Origin of the sequence: Sphaerisporangium siamense (genome assembly GCF_014205275.1) — a bacterium.
In the GTDB taxonomy this organism is placed as follows: Bacteria; Actinomycetota; Actinomycetes; order Streptosporangiales; family Streptosporangiaceae; genus Sphaerisporangium; species Sphaerisporangium siamense.
The window spans coordinates 2276890-2290412 of the sequence record NZ_JACHND010000001.1; the positions used below are offsets into that span (position 1 = coordinate 2276890).

Genomic DNA, 13523 nt, shown 5'->3' on the forward strand with positions numbered 1-13523 from the left:
GGAGTCTTCGATGCCTGCCGTGACGCCGCTGCTCGCCGGGCGGCCGCGGCCGTTGCGGGTGATGGCGCTGGTCTCGGCCACGGGGGCGAACCTGACGACCACCCTGGACCTGGCCGCCGAGCGCCCCGACCTGCTGCGGGTCGTGCTCGTCGCCTCCGACCGCGAGCGGGCGGGCGCCCTGGACGTCGCGGCCCGCGCGGGCGTGCCCACCTGGCCGGGCCGGTTCGCCGCCGAGTGCGGCGGCCACCGCGCCTGCGTCACCGAGGAGGACCGCGCCGCCTACCGGGCGCGCGCCGAGGCGTTCCACGACCGCCTGCTGGCCCGGGTACGGGACTTCGAGCGCGCCGACGGCGAGATCGACCTCGTCGTGCTGGCCTACCACCGCTGGATCCACGGCCGGTTCCTCGCCCACTTCCGTAACCGGATCATCAACCAGCACCCCGGCGACCTGGCGTCCCTGGACGGCTCCGGCGCGCGGGCCCTGGTCGGGATGGACCCGGTGGGCGTCGCGCTGCGCCGCGGCGACACGGCCACCCGCACCTCGACGTTCCTCGTCGACGACACCCACGACGGCGGCCCCGTGCTGGCCCGCGGCCCCGCGCTGGAGTACCACGGCCCGAGGCCGCCGTCCCGCGAGGACGTCGACGCGCACGAGCGGCGCCAGAAGGCGCACAGCGACCGGCCGGTGCTGCGCTGGGTCCTCACCGCGCTCGCCGAGGGCCGCCTCGCCCTCGACCCGTCCCGCCCCCGCCCGGACGGCACCGCCGCGGTCCTGCTGGACGGCGCCGAGACCCCTCCCGGCGGCCACGACCTCGCCGGGGACCTAGCCCAGGCCGCGGACCCCGCCCGGCTTGTGAGCCCCGCGCGGGCCGCCGGCCGGGATCCGGAGCGGGCCGCCGGTCGCGACCACGGCCACGAGCAGGACCGTGCCGGGACGAAGGCGGGTGCCTCATGACCACGCTCGCCGACGCCGCCCTCGGCGCCAGCGACGTGCCCGAGGAGTACTGCGCGGCGCTGACCAGGGCCGCCGTCAAGGCGGAGCTCTACCGGACCGACCCGTACTTCCGGCACGGCGCCTTCCGCACGGACGTCGCCGACGCGCTGGCCACGACGTTCGTGGTCGCCAAGCCGGACGCGGTCGCGGGCCGCCGCGTCCCGCCCGTGCTGGAGTTCCTGGACGAGAACGGCTTCGCCGTCGTCGCGGCGGCGCGCTTCCGGTTCACGCCGCTGCTGACCCGCGAGGTGTGGCGGTACCAGTTCAACATCGCGAGCTGGGCACGCGCCGAGGTCGTCGACCTGCTGCTGCCCGCCGGCGACAGCCTCCTGCTCACCCTGCGCGACACCCTGCCCGACACCACGCGCGGCCCGCTGCCCGCCGCGTGCCGGCTGGCCGCGCTGAAGGGCGCCGCCGACCCGCGCTCGCGGCGCGGCGACACCCTGCGCACCCGCCTCGGCGGCCCGACCACCCTGTTCAACTTCGTCCACACCGCCGACGAGCCCGCCGACGTGGTCCGTGAGCTGGCCCTGCTGGAGCTGGCCACCGGCGCCCCGGTGATCGCCACGGCCCGCCGTAAGGACCCGGTGCCGGACGCCGAGCTGTCCGCCGCCGTCCGGGCTTTGCACGACGCCTGCCCCGCGCACGACCTGGACGCGCGGGCGAGCCTGCGCCGCCTCGCCGCCTGCCCGGACGAGGAGGTCGCGCGCCTCGCGCGGCGTGCGCTGGACGGCGACCCGTCCGCGGACTGGTCGGCCCTGCTCGACCTGTTCCCCGGCCGCACCCCGCCCGCCCCGCTGCTGTGGGACGTGCTCTCCGTCGCCACCAGCCAGATCGAGAGCAACGTGCCCGGCCTCAGCCCCCAGATCCCCACCGTCGCCGCCCACACCTGGCTCGGCGGCACGGAGGAGACATCGTGACGGCCCGAGAGATCCCCGGCTGGGTCGCGGCCGGCGACCTGGTCTACCGGACCCCGCCCGAGGTGCGCTTCGCCCGCGCCTCCGGCGTGCGCCTCTACGACGAGGAGGGCCGCGAGTACATCGACGCCGAGGCGGCCAACGGAGCCCTCGCCCTCGGCTACGACCCCGGCATCCTCCGCGAGGCGTGCGAGCGGGCCATGGACCTGCCCGCGCTGCCGTCGTTCTGCGAGTCCGGCCTGCGGCTGCGGGTGCTGGAACGGCTGGCGGACCGCTTCTCGCGCGCCGTCGGCGTCCCCGGCCGGGTGGCGGTCGAGCTGGGCGGGGCGCAGGGCATCGAGATGGCCATGCGCGTCGTCGCCGCCAACCGCGGCGGCGGCACGGTGCTGACCTTCCAGGGCGGCTACCACGGCCGCTCGCCGTTCACCGCGCACCTCAGCGCCAGCAGCCGGTACCGCGCCGCCCAGCCCTGGCCCGGCCCCGACGTGGTACGCCTGCCGTACCCCGACTGCGCGACCTGCGCCCACCGTCCCTCCAGCGGCGGCTGCAACCCCGCCTGCGCCGCGGCGGTCGAACGCCTCGGCGTGGAGGACCCGTTCGGCGTCCCGCCCACCGGGGTCGCCGCGCTCGTCGTCGAACCCCTGCTGAACGTCGGCGGCTTCGTGCTGCCGGACACCGGCCACCTGCGGCGCGTCGTGGACCACGTCCGCTCCCTGGGCGGGCTGATCGTCGTGGACGAGATCTTCACCGGCCTGCACCGGCTCGGCCCCGAATGGGGCTTCCAGCTGCACGGCATCGAGCCGGACATCGTGGTGGCCGGTAAGGCCCTGACCAACGGCCTCACCGCGTTCAGCTGCGTGTGGGCGCGCGAACCCCTGGCCGCGCCCGAGGTCTTCCCGCCCGGAAGCCACTCGTCGACCTTCGCCGGCAACCCGTTCGCGCTCGCCGCCGTGGACACCGTCCTCGACCGCTGGGACGGGCCGGACACCCCCGCGCGGACGGTGCCGGCGCTCGCCGCCCGCCTGGAGGACGTCCTGTCGGCCCTGGTCAAGCGGCACCTGGTCCGCGCCGTGCGCGTCGTGGGCGGCGTGGCCGTGGTCGAGCTGGAGGGGCCGTACGCGTCCCGGCTGCGCGCGATCGCCGCCCGCCCGCGCGCGGGGCGGCCCGGCCTGCTGCTCGCGAGCACCGGCATGGCGCCCTCGGCCGTCGCCCTGCATCCGCCGTTGATCACACCGGGCGAAGACGTCAGCCTGGTGGCGGAGCTGTTGGAACAGGCCATAGGGGAGCTGGAAAATGGGATCTGAGTCGCCGCTGTACTCCTGGCAGCCGAAGGCCGTCGTGTTCGACTGCGACGGGCTGCTCATGGACACCGAGCCGTGCTGGACGGTCGCCGAGACCGAGCTGTTCGCCCGGCGCGGGCTGCCGTTCGGCGTGGAGCAGAAGGCGCTGGTGATCGGCAGGTCGCTCCCCGACGCCGCCGAGGCGATCGCCGAGCTCTTCCAGGAGCCGGGCCAGGGCCCCGCCATCGCCGGCGAACTGCTCGGCCTCGTCGCCGAGGTCGTCGGGAGCCGGGCCGAGGCGATGCCGGGCGCGCACGACCTGGTCGCCGCCGCCGCGTCCGCCGTGCCGGTCGCGGTGGCCAGCAACTCGCCGCGCGCGCTGCTGGAGGCGGCGCTGCTGCGCGGCGGCTTCACCGGCGTCTTCCCGGTGAGCATCGCCGCCGACGAGGTCGACGACCCCAAGCCCGCGCCGGACATGTACCTGCGGGCGTGCGAGATGCTCGGCGTCGCGCCCGGTGACGCGCTCGCCTTCGAGGACTCGATGACCGGCCTGCGCTCGGCCCGCGCCGCCGGGCTGCGCGTCGTGGGGGTGCCCACGCTGCACCACGACGACTTCCCCGCCGACCAGGTCGTCGCGTCCCTGGGGGACGACGGCCTGGTCGGCTGGGTCCGGCGGTGGCCGATATGACGTGGGACGACCCGATCGTCTGCGTGTGCCGTCACGTCAGCGAGGACACGATCGTCCGTGCCATCCGGGCGGGCGCCGACACGCTGGAGAAGGTGCGTGTCACGAGCGGCGCGAACACCGGCTGCGGCGGCTGCGCGGACGAGATCGACGAACTGATCGAGGACGTGATGAGCGAGACCTGCGCCCCGGACCTCGGATGAACGACGCCACCGGGCGCCCGTCCGCGACCGGCGTGCCCCGTCCGGTGCCCGGCCCGGGTGAGGCCGCCGGGCGTCTCGCCGGGGCCGGGCCCGCCGACCTGCTGACCGTGGCCAGGTCGGACGCCGTCCTGTCCGGCGACCTCGCGGCCCCGGCGCTGCGCACCACCCACGACATGGGCGCGGTGTGCCGGGTGTGGACGCCCGACGGGTCCGGCTTCGGCGAGGCGGCGCTGCCGTGGCAGGGCATGGCCACGGTCGCCGCGGGCCGCCGGCTCGCGGAGGCGCTGGCCCGGTGCCGCCACCCGGTGCGTCCCGCCCCGCCCGGCGAACGCCCGCTCCCCGGTTTCGCGGGCCGCGTCGAGGAGGGGTTCGAGGAGGAGCCGTGTGACCCGGCCGAGATCCGTGCCGCCTGGGCGGTGGTGACGGACACGCTGGCCACGCTGCTCGGCGACCGCCTGCACCGGGTGCTGCTCGGGCACAGGACGCTGCGCCGCGTCTACGTCGACTCGCTCGGCGCCGCCGCGGCGGAGCGCGTCGAGCTGGCCTGGTGCACGGTGTCGGCGAAGACGGGCGGCCTCGTGCTGACCCGCACCTGGCTCGGCCCCTCGCCGGCCGCGATGCGCCGCGCCCTGGACGGGCGGCTGCCCGAGCCGCTGTCCGACCTGCTGGCGCCCGAGCCGGGGGGCGAGGGCTGCGCGGTCTCGCCGTGGGCCACCGCCCAGTTGCTGCAGGTGCTGGCCGGCCAGCTCACCGGACGGGACGGCAGCCTCGACGCCCCGGCGGGCGGGCGCGCCGGCATCCCGGGCCTCGGCGCGCAGGAGGGGCGTGTCGGCATCCTGGACCACGCCTCGTGGGGCTTCGCCGACCGGCTCTTCGACGACGAGGGCGTCCCGGCCAGGCCCGCCGTGCTGCTCGCGCACGGCAGGCCTGCCGACGGCATCGTGGACCTGCGCGGCGCCGCGCGGACGGGCGCGCGGCCGATGGGGCACGCGGCCCGTCCCCGCTGGGACGACCCGGTCGAGGCGTGGCCCCGGTGCCTGGAGTTCGCCGACCTGCCCGCAGGGCGGGGGAGCGGGACCCCGCTCCGCCTGCTCGAACTGCGGGGCGGCGCGGTCGGGCACGACAGGGCGAGCGGGTCGCTGCGCCTCACGGGCCTGCTGGCCGGCGAGGACGGCGCGATACGCCCGGTCTCGATGACCACCCGGTCGAGGCGGTCCTGCGCCGCGTCGCCCGCCACCCGGACTTCGGACCCGTGACCGTTCCCCTGCCCAAGGGCGTCGCCAGGGCGGCGACGCTCACCGTCGATCCCGGCGAGTGGAACATGATCTGACCCCGCGCCGCTCACCCGGCGGACGACCGGGAACGGCCCTTCGCGGCCGCACGCCGTGAAACAGGACAAGGCGAGAGGAACGTGATCGTGACAGAGGGAACCCAGGACCTGGTGGGGCCGGTCGCCGAGCGGCTGCGCGCCGCGAAGATCGGCCTGCGCGCCGGGGAGATCGCCGACTGGGACCGGGAGGCCGCGCTCCTGGTGGCGAGCGCCTCGGCGGACGACCCGGCCCGCGGCCTCGACCGGCTCGTGGCCGACCGCGTGCGCGGGGTGCCACTCGGCTACCTGACCGGCGCCGAGACCTTCCTCGGCGACGACTTCGAGGTCGAACCCGGCGTGATCATCCCGCACCCGGCCACCGAGCTGCTCGCCCTGCTCGCCGTCCGGGCCGTGGACCTCTACGCGGGAGGGGAGGCCCGTCCCGGCCTCCTGGAGGTCGGCGTGGGGTCGGGCGCCGTCGCGGTGTCGGTGCTCAGGCGCCGTCCGGCCGTCGACGCCTACGGCAGCGAGCTGTCGGCCGCGGCGCTCCGTCTCACCAGGAACAACGCGGCCCGGCTCCTCCGGCCCCCGTACACCCTCAAGCTCTACCAGTGCTACTTCACCGACGAGCTCTTCTCGCCGTTCACGGCCGACCCGCCGCGGAACGTCCAGGTCGTGGTGTCCAACCCGCCCTACCTGGCGGACACCGACCAGCTCTCGGAGGCCACCAGGAAGTCCGGCCTGGCCCACCTCAGCTACTCGCCCGACAACGACCCGTCGTGGTTCCTCCGCCAGGTCACCGCGGACCCCGAGGGCTACCTGGCCCCCTCGTGCAGCATCGTCATGGAGTGCGCCGAGTGGTACTTCACCGACCACGAGAAGGTGCTCACGGAGGCCGGCTGGCAGGTCGAGCTGTTCGACCGGCAGAAGTACGTCTCGACGTTCGGCGCCTCGCCGGACATGAGGCCCATGAGGCCGAGCGGCCACCGGGTCCTGCACGCCTGGCGCGGCGAGGGCCGTCCCCTGGCCTGACCCCCCTCCGACCCCGACGCCTCCGGCTGACGCCTCCGACCCCGACGCTTCTGGGCTGACGCCTCCTGGCCCCGGCCGTACGGCGCCGTGCCGCGCGGCCGGGGCCCGTTCTAGGCTCGTGGTATGCGCATCGTGTCGCTGCTGCCCGCCGCCACCGACCTGGTGGCCTGCCTCGGCCTGGCCGGCGACCTGGTGGGGCGCACCCACGAGTGCGACTGGCCTCCGGAGGAGGTCGGGTCCGTCCCCGTGGTCACCCGGGCCGAGCTGGCGACCGACCGGATGACCAGCCGCGAGATCTCGGACGCGGTGGGCGGCGCGGCGCACCGCGGCTCGTCCCTCTACGCCATCGACGTCCCGCGGCTGGCCGGGCTGGCCCCGGACGTGATCCTCACCCAGGACCTGTGCGACGTGTGCGCCGTCTCCTACACCGCCGTGTCCGAGGCGGTGCGGGTCATGGGCGCGGCGCCCCGCGTGATCAGCCTGGAGCCCCGCACGCTGGACGACGTCCTCGGATGCCTCCTGCGGGTGGGGCAGGTCCTCGGCGTGCCCGAGGTCGCCGCGCAGAGGGCCGGCGAGCTGCGCGACCGGCTCGCCGCCGTACGGGACGCGGTGGCCGGACGCCCGCGCCCGCGCGTGGCCGCGATCGAATGGCTGGACCCGCTGTGGCCGGCCGGTCACTGGGTTCCCGAGCAGATCGGCACGGCCGGCGGCGAGCCGCTGCTCGCCGCGGCGGGCGAGCACACCGGGCCGATGGAATGGGAGCGCCTGCGCGCCGCCGGGCCCGAGGCGGTCGTGCTGATCCCGTGCGGCTTCACGCCCGAGCGCACCGAGGCGGAATGTCCGGTGCTCACCCGCCTGCCCGGCTGGTCCGACCTGCCCGCGGCGCGGGACGGGCGCGTGTGGGTGCTCGACGGGCCCGCCTTCTTCAACCGTCCCGGCCCCCGCGTGGTGCGCGGCGCCGAGATCCTCGCTCACGTCGTGCACGGCGTCACCGCCGGCGCGCCGGTCACCCCCGCCGAGGCGCGCCGCGTCCTTGCGTAGCCGGCGTGCCCCGCCATTTCACGTCCACCTGCGCCGGAAACCTCGAAAGCCACACTCCGCATAATGCGGCCGCCCTACAAGTACGCAATTTTCCTGATATGCCACCTCCTGTCGGCTGATGCATTGTTTGCTCGGTCGCCGAGAAGATCGACGACCCCCAGGAGTTCACCCGATAACGGGCGAGCTAAATCAGCCAAAAGGAGGCTTCCATGAAGTCGACCACGACGATCAAGAAGATCACCGTCCGGCGCACCAGCGACGTCCGCCTGACCTCCGCCACCTGCCAGTGCACCTACCCGGCAGCCAACTGACGCACGGCGGCGCATGAACAGGTGCTGTGCGCGCGTCGCCGTGCGCACAGCACCCGCCGCGCCAGGCGCCCGCCACATCCAGCCGCGGGGGAATGGAGTAGATCATGAACGACGTCGCGGTCGCCTTCCACGAGCTGAGCTTCGTCTCCGAGGGGGACGAGGTCGTGGTCGGCAGGGTCGACACCGACTCCTACGCGGTGCTTCCCGGCGACGGCGCCGCCCTGCTGAGGAAGATGGCAGAGGGCATGCCCCCGGACCAGGCCGCGCGGTGGTACGAGTCCACCTACGGCGAGCAGGTCGACATGGACGAGTTCCTGGAGACGCTGCACGAACTGGGGTTCGTCCGCTCCGGCGAGACGGCGGACGGGGAGGCGCACGGCGCGGGAGACCAGGAAGCCGCGCCCTCCGGCCGCCTCCCGCTGCGATGGCTCGCCCGCGCGGCGTTCTCGCCCCTCGCCGTCGTCGCCTACGTCGCGGTCTTCGCCGCCTGGCTGCTCACCGCCACCCGCCACGACGACCTGCTGCCCCGCCCCGGCCACATGTTCTTCACCGATTCGCTGCTCGTCGTCCAGTTCGGCATCCTCTTCGGCCAGCTTCCGCTGATCTACCTGCACGAGGCCTCGCACATGCTCGCCGGGCGCCGCCTCGGCCTGCGCAGCCGGCTCGGCATCAGCAACCGGTACTTCTACATCGTCTTCGAGACGAAGATGAACGGCCTGCTCAGCGTGGAGCGCCGCAAGCGGTACATGCCGTTCATGTCCGGCATGGCGTGCGATGTCGTGGTTTTCAGCCTGCTCGGACTGCTCGCGGACCTCACGCGCGAGCCCGGAGGGGGCTTCTCCTTGACCGGCCGGGTCGCGCTCGCCCTGGCCTTCACCGTCCTGACGCGCTTCGTCTGGCAGTTCCAGCTCTACCTGCGCACCGACCTCTACTACGTGTTCGCCACCGCGCTCAACTGCCACGACCTGCACGACGCCAGCACGGCGCTGCTGCGCAACAGGATCTGGCGGCTGCTCGGCAAACCGCACCGCGCCGTCGACGAGCAGCGGTGGACCGAGCACGACCGCAGGGTCGGCCGATGGTACGGGCCGTTCATCGTCCTCGGCGTCGTCGTCATGCTCGGCTTCGTGGTGCTGGGCTCGCTGCCCGTCACGGTGCAGTACGTCGAGGTCGCCGTCCAGGGCCTGGGCGCCGGGCCGTCACACGCCGCCTTCTGGGACGGGGCGGTGGCGATGGTCCTGCTCGTCACCTGGCTGGTCCTGCCGGCCTACCTGTCCTGGCGCAAGCGCCGGCCCGCCCGGACCCGGCCCGCCGGACCCGTCGTCACCGAGGGAGTGAACTGATATGCCAGTCCAGGGCCGTCACCCGGCTCGCCGGCCCCACCTGAGGCTCACCGGGGCCCGCCGCGCCGACCGGCTGCGCCGCGCCGCCGAGGAGACCGGCGAGCACGCCGTCGTCTGCGTGTGCCACCGTCGGCTGCGCGGCCCCTACACCGGAGCCGACACGGCGCTGCGCGCCCTGCTGCCCGACGCCTACGCCCGGTGGCCCGAGCTGGTCGACCATCACCGGGTCGAGCTCCTGTACGGCATCCCGGAGCTCGCCGAGATCGTCGGGCCCGCGCCCCAGCAGCTCGCCTTCACCGGCCCCTTCGAGCAGCGGACCCGCTTCTACGGCGCCCACATGATCCGCTGCATGAACCAGGGCATCGTGACGTTCCTGGCCGAGTACGCGCGACGGGTGGCCGACGCGGGCGGCGCGCCGCCGTGCCTGGTGTTCGAGGACGTCCACGCGGCCGAGCACACGACCCAGGAGCTCGTCGCGCTGCTCCTGCGCAGGTGCGACCCCGGCACGCTGCGGGTCGTGGTCTCCGGCGCGGACGAGGAGCTGCTGCCGGAGCTGGCCGAGGCGCTGGCGCACCACGCCGACACCGTCCACGTGGCCGAGCCGCACCCGGACGCCGAAGACCGGCGAACGGCCGAGGAGCTGGTCAGGGCCTACGTCACCGCCGACGGCACCAGCGACGACCCCGCCGAGATCGCCGCCTACGCCGCCGCGGAGCAGGCGTTCGTCCGCGAACTGCACGACCTGCGCGCCGACGAGCTGACGCCGGGCGCGAGCTCGGGGACCAAGATGGGCGCGATCCCGTACCACCGGGAACGCGGCGCGGACCCGGGCGGCCGCGGGCGCGAGGCGCTCACCGACGCCCTGCGGGTCAGCGCCGTCATCGGCTTCTCCACCGCCACCCTCGACTTCGGGCATCGTGGCCGGGCGGTCACCGATCCGTCCGCCCACCCCGACGACTTCCGCCGGTTCACCGCCTTGGCCGCCAACGCGCTCGTGCCGCTCAACCGCCTGGAGGAGTCGCACGAGCTCTGCATGGATCTGCGCAGGCGGTTCACCGACCCCAACGCCCACATGATCAGCAGCTACGGCATCGCCATGCTGTACACCCGCTTCTACTCGCCGCGCGACCACGAGACCGCGCTGGCCTGGCAGAACAACGCGGTGGCGATCGCCGCCCTGCTCCCCGACCCCAAGGAACGCCTGCTGCGCCAGGTCTTCAACGACAACGCGCTGGCCCTCATCGAGATGCACCGCGGCAACCTGCACCACGCCCTCGACCTGGTCCGCACGGGCATGGAGAGGCTGGACGCCGCGCTCGACCCCGACGAGTGGGTGGTGCACCGCTCGCAGCTCCTCTACAACCGCACCCGCCTGCTGGCCGCGCTCGGCCGCCACGACGAGGCCTACGCCGGCTTCACCACGCTCATCGAGATGGACCCGTACTACACCGACTACCTCAGCGAACGCGCCAAGCTCGCCCGCAAGCGGGGGGACATCGCCGCCGCGCTCGCCGACTACGACCGCGCCGTCGTCATGGCCCCGCCCTTCCCCGAGCTGTACTACAACCGGGCGACCGCGCGGCTGGAGGTGGGCGACGTCGAGGGCGCGCTGGCCGACCTCGGCTACGTGCTGGAGATGGAGCCGCAGGACATGCCCACCCGGCTGCGGCGCGCGGAGCTGCACCTGGACGGCGGCGACCTGGACGCGGCCGAGGCCGATGTGGCGGCGGGCCTCGCGCTGCGGCCCTCCGACCCGGACCTGCTGTGCATGCAGGGCACGATCGCCCTCGAACGCGGCGACGACGAGGAGGCCGTCCGCCGGCTGGACGCCGCGATCGCCGCCCAGCCCGAATACGCGGGGGCGCTCGTCAACCGGGCGGTGGCCCGCTTCCGCCTCGGCAGGCCCTCGGACGCGGCGGACGACCTGACCCGCGCGCTCGACATCGTCGGCGACCACCCGGACGTGCTGCTCAACCGCGGCCTCGCCCACGAGGCGGCCGGGCGTCCCGGCCCGGCGCTGGCGGACTTCGAGGCCGCGCTCGCGCTGCCCGGCGCCGACACCGCCGAGCTGACCGCCGCGCGGGACCGGTGCCTGGCGCTGCTGGCCGGTGTCTGACCATGCCCCTGTCGGCGGACGGCTTCCGTGACGCGCTGGCGACGGTGCCCACCGCGGTGTCGGTGGCCGCGACCGTCGACGGGCACGGCCTGCCGCGCGTGGTGACGATCGGGTCGCTGTGCTCGCTGTCGCTCGACCCGCCGCTGGTGCTGTTCTGCCTGGCCCGCGACGGCGCGTCCCACCAGGTGTTCTGCGCGGCGGACAGGTTCGCCGTCACCGTCCTGGCCGAGGACCAGGCGGACGTCGCCCGGCGCTGCGCCGGACGCCGCTCCGCCCGGTTCTCGGCCCCGCTCGCGCTCCTGGACGGCCTGCCGGTCGTGCCGGACGCGCTGGCGTACCTGCTCTGCTCGTCCCACGCGCTGGTCGCGGGCGGTGACCACACCATCGTCATCGGACGGGTCGAGCGCGCCGAGGTGCATCCCGGCAGGCCCTTGCTCTACCACCGGCGCGACTTCCACACCCTGGCGCCGCCGGAGCCCACCGGCATGCCGGTGGGCTCCGCGGCGGGGTTCACGAAGGCGCGCTGACCAGGCCGAGCCGCTGCGCGAGCAGGACGGCGTTGACCCGGTCGCAGACGCCCAGCTTGCGGTACAGCCGCTCCTGGTGCTTGGTGACCGTACGCGGCGACAGCCGCAGCCGGCGGGCGATCGCGGTCGCGCTCAGCCCCGCGGACAGCAGGGACAGCACGTCGTGCTCCCGGGGCGTGAGCCGGACCTCCGCGGCGTGGGACGACCGCACCCGGCTGATCGCCGCCAGCGGTTCCGCGAGCGGCTTGATCAATGTTTCCAGGGCCGTGAGCTGTGCGCCGGTCAGCTCTTCGGCCCGTGACTCGATCAGCTCGGCCAGTCGCCGCGCCGCCGCCCCGGGCCTGCCGCCCCAGCGCCACGTCTGGTTCTGGCGCTCCAGCGCCCCGCACTCCAGCCCGCCCCGCACGAGTTCGAGCGCCAAGGTGGCGTCCCCGAGCGAGGCCGTCCACAGCAGGCGCAAGGTGTCGGCCGCCACCGGGCCGCCGAGCGCCGCCAGCACACGCTCGTCGGCCCGCACCCGATCGGCGGACGACTTACCTTCAGGACCCCGTTCCGTCAGCATCGCGATCCATTCTCGAATGCCGGTCGGTACGCGCGGATTTTCGCGCCCCCCGGCTTTTAATTTCGAAGGCCCTGCGCCGTTGTCACGGCCTCGGGCCACAAATGGATCGCGCGTCCCGGCCCCCTGGATTTACGGTCGCCGGGTCTTTTTTCACGTGCTTCTGGGGTCGCCCGATAATGTCGTGATTACCGGGAATTCCGAGCGGTAATTCTAGTTTTCCTCGTCATCCTCGAAGATCTCCTCGACCACCTCGCCGGCGACGATGCCCCCGACCACTCCCGCGGCCCCCGCCGCCGCCACCGTCCCCCAGCCCGGCCCGCCGCGGTGGTGCTCCTGGTCGCCGTACCCGCCCGGGTGCCCGTCGTGGCCGTACGCCTCATACGGCCCCGCCTCGCCGTACTGTCCGGGCCGGCCGTACTCTCCGTGCTCGGCGAGCCCGGTCAGCCACCGGTCCAGCTCGCCGGCCCAGTCGGTCCGCAGCGCCTCCTCGTGTCCGATCCGGAAACGGCCGATGGCGTCGCCCGAGAACCGCCCGGCGCTCTTGTCGGCCTCCAGGATGACCTCCAGCCCCTCCGGGGAGGCCACGAAGGTCAGCTCGATCTCGTTCACCAGCCCCGCGTGCCGCGCGGACGGGTAGAACTCGATCTCCTGGTAGAACGGCAGCTCCTGCTCCACCCCGAACAGCCGCCCGGCCTCCAGGTCCGCGGACTTGAACCGGAAGCCGAGGTCGATGATCGCCTGCAGAATGGCGACCTGGGAGGGCAGCGGCTCGACGGTGAACGGGTCCAGATCGCCCTTGTCCACGGCCTTGGCGATCGCGAGCTCCGTGCGCACGCCGAGGGCCATACCGGTCAGAGGATGCCCTCCGACCTCGCTGACGGGCAGCTCCCAGGACAGCGGGATCTCGAAGGGGATCGCCTTGTCCTCTCCCTTGTGCAGCGTGAACGGCCCCGACACCGAAACCCGATGGAACTCCCCGAGCCCGGCCTGCTCCGCCTCGCCGTGCTCCACCTCCACCCCCGCGACCAGCCCGAGGGTGACGTGCTCGATCTCGGCGTCGAACTCGCCCCCGTCGAGCCGCACCTCCCCCCTCAACACCCCGCCCGGCCGAACCCGCGAATCGGCCAGAACGGTGTCCACCGAAGGCGCCCCCACACCGAAGGTGCCCAGCAGCCGTTTGAAGACCACGCTTCTCTCCCATCG

The 13523-nt window shown here is 74.4% G+C and carries 13 protein-coding genes; 11 read left to right on the forward strand and 2 right to left on the reverse strand.

Translation table 11 applies throughout. From position 1 onward, the window contains the following. Positions 1-10 precede the first annotated feature (10 nt). The 11 genes from BJ982_RS10705 to BJ982_RS10755 all read left to right on the forward strand — a co-directional run bounded on the left by BJ982_RS10705 (position 11) and on the right by BJ982_RS10755 (position 11758). The gene (locus tag BJ982_RS10705; protein WP_184878988.1) at positions 11-955 is read left to right on the forward strand and encodes a formyltransferase family protein; all 945 of its coding nucleotides are present in this window, start codon (positions 11-13) and stop codon (positions 953-955) included. Further along, positions 952-1914 (forward strand): nucleoside-diphosphate kinase, encoded by a 963-nt coding sequence (locus BJ982_RS10710; RefSeq protein ID WP_184878991.1) that lies wholly within the window; start codon positions 952-954, stop codon positions 1912-1914. Before BJ982_RS10705 ends, BJ982_RS10710 begins: the two co-directional genes overlap by 4 nt. Next, entirely contained in the window at positions 1911-3215 is a 1305-nt protein-coding gene (locus BJ982_RS10715; RefSeq protein WP_184878994.1) for an aminotransferase class III-fold pyridoxal phosphate-dependent enzyme, read from the forward strand. Before BJ982_RS10710 ends, BJ982_RS10715 begins: the two co-directional genes overlap by 4 nt. After that, on the forward strand, positions 3205-3879 hold the full coding sequence (locus BJ982_RS10720) for an HAD family hydrolase (RefSeq protein WP_184878997.1): 675 nt from the start codon (positions 3205-3207) through the stop codon (positions 3877-3879). Before BJ982_RS10715 ends, BJ982_RS10720 begins: the two co-directional genes overlap by 11 nt. After that, a complete protein-coding gene (locus BJ982_RS10725) occupies positions 3876-4079 on the forward strand; it encodes a (2Fe-2S)-binding protein (protein ID WP_184879000.1) in 204 nt (67 codons plus the stop codon). Before BJ982_RS10720 ends, BJ982_RS10725 begins: the two co-directional genes overlap by 4 nt. Next, positions 4076-5335 carry a metallopeptidase TldD-related protein gene (locus tag BJ982_RS10730; RefSeq protein ID WP_184879002.1) on the forward strand — a complete coding sequence of 420 codons (1260 nt, stop codon included), beginning with the start codon at positions 4076-4078 and terminating at the stop codon, positions 5333-5335. The genes BJ982_RS10725 and BJ982_RS10730 overlap by 4 nt, the downstream gene beginning before the upstream one ends. A 161-nt stretch (positions 5336-5496) precedes the next feature. Continuing rightward, complete coding sequence (locus BJ982_RS40375) at positions 5497-6420, forward strand: class I SAM-dependent methyltransferase (protein WP_184879004.1); 924 nt, start codon at positions 5497-5499, stop codon at positions 6418-6420. A gap of 123 nt (positions 6421-6543) precedes the next feature. Then, positions 6544-7461: a cobalamin-binding protein gene (locus BJ982_RS10740; protein ID WP_184879006.1), complete on the forward strand. Its 918-nt coding sequence runs from the start codon at positions 6544-6546 to the stop codon at positions 7459-7461. A gap of 415 nt (positions 7462-7876) precedes the next feature. Then, a complete protein-coding gene (locus BJ982_RS10745) occupies positions 7877-9115 on the forward strand; it encodes a hypothetical protein (protein ID WP_184879008.1) in 1239 nt (412 codons plus the stop codon). A gap of 1 nt (position 9116) precedes the next feature. Then, on the forward strand, positions 9117-11231 hold the full coding sequence (locus BJ982_RS10750; RefSeq protein WP_184879010.1) for a tetratricopeptide repeat protein: 2115 nt from the start codon (positions 9117-9119) through the stop codon (positions 11229-11231). A gap of 2 nt (positions 11232-11233) precedes the next feature. Continuing rightward, positions 11234-11758, forward strand: coding sequence for a flavin reductase family protein (locus BJ982_RS10755; protein WP_184879012.1), 525 nt, complete (start codon positions 11234-11236; stop codon positions 11756-11758). Here BJ982_RS10755 and BJ982_RS10760 read toward each other — a convergent pair. Then, positions 11742-12320, reverse strand: a complete 579-nt coding sequence (locus BJ982_RS10760; RefSeq protein ID WP_184879015.1) for a helix-turn-helix transcriptional regulator — start codon at positions 12318-12320, stop codon at positions 11742-11744. The two genes, BJ982_RS10755 and BJ982_RS10760, sit on opposite strands and share 17 nt — an antisense overlap. A gap of 210 nt (positions 12321-12530) precedes the next feature. Continuing rightward, positions 12531-13508 (reverse strand): sporulation protein, encoded by a 978-nt coding sequence (locus BJ982_RS10765; RefSeq protein ID WP_184879018.1) that lies wholly within the window; start codon positions 13506-13508, stop codon positions 12531-12533. Between the last annotated feature and the right edge of the window lie 15 nt (positions 13509-13523).

Bases quoted from the DNA above. Each gene is read 5' to 3' on its own strand.
- BJ982_RS10705 (WP_184878988.1), top strand. From the start codon at position 11: ATGCCTGCCGTGACGCCGCTGCTCGCCGGGCGGCCGCGGCCGTTGCGG.
- BJ982_RS10760 (WP_184879015.1), bottom strand. From the start codon at position 12,320: ATGCTGACGGAACGGGGTCCTGAAGGTAAGTCGTCCGCCGATCGGGTG.
- BJ982_RS10720 (WP_184878997.1), top strand. From the start codon at position 3,205: ATGGGATCTGAGTCGCCGCTGTACTCCTGGCAGCCGAAGGCCGTCGTG.
- BJ982_RS10730 (WP_184879002.1), top strand. From the start codon at position 4,076: ATGAACGACGCCACCGGGCGCCCGTCCGCGACCGGCGTGCCCCGTCCG.
- BJ982_RS10710 (WP_184878991.1), top strand. From the start codon at position 952: ATGACCACGCTCGCCGACGCCGCCCTCGGCGCCAGCGACGTGCCCGAG.
- BJ982_RS10750 (WP_184879010.1), top strand. From the start codon at position 9,117: ATGCCAGTCCAGGGCCGTCACCCGGCTCGCCGGCCCCACCTGAGGCTC.
- BJ982_RS10740 (WP_184879006.1), top strand. From the start codon at position 6,544: ATGCGCATCGTGTCGCTGCTGCCCGCCGCCACCGACCTGGTGGCCTGC.
- BJ982_RS10755 (WP_184879012.1), top strand. From the start codon at position 11,234: ATGCCCCTGTCGGCGGACGGCTTCCGTGACGCGCTGGCGACGGTGCCC.
- BJ982_RS10725 (WP_184879000.1), top strand. From the start codon at position 3,876: ATGACGTGGGACGACCCGATCGTCTGCGTGTGCCGTCACGTCAGCGAG.
- BJ982_RS10745 (WP_184879008.1), top strand. From the start codon at position 7,877: ATGAACGACGTCGCGGTCGCCTTCCACGAGCTGAGCTTCGTCTCCGAG.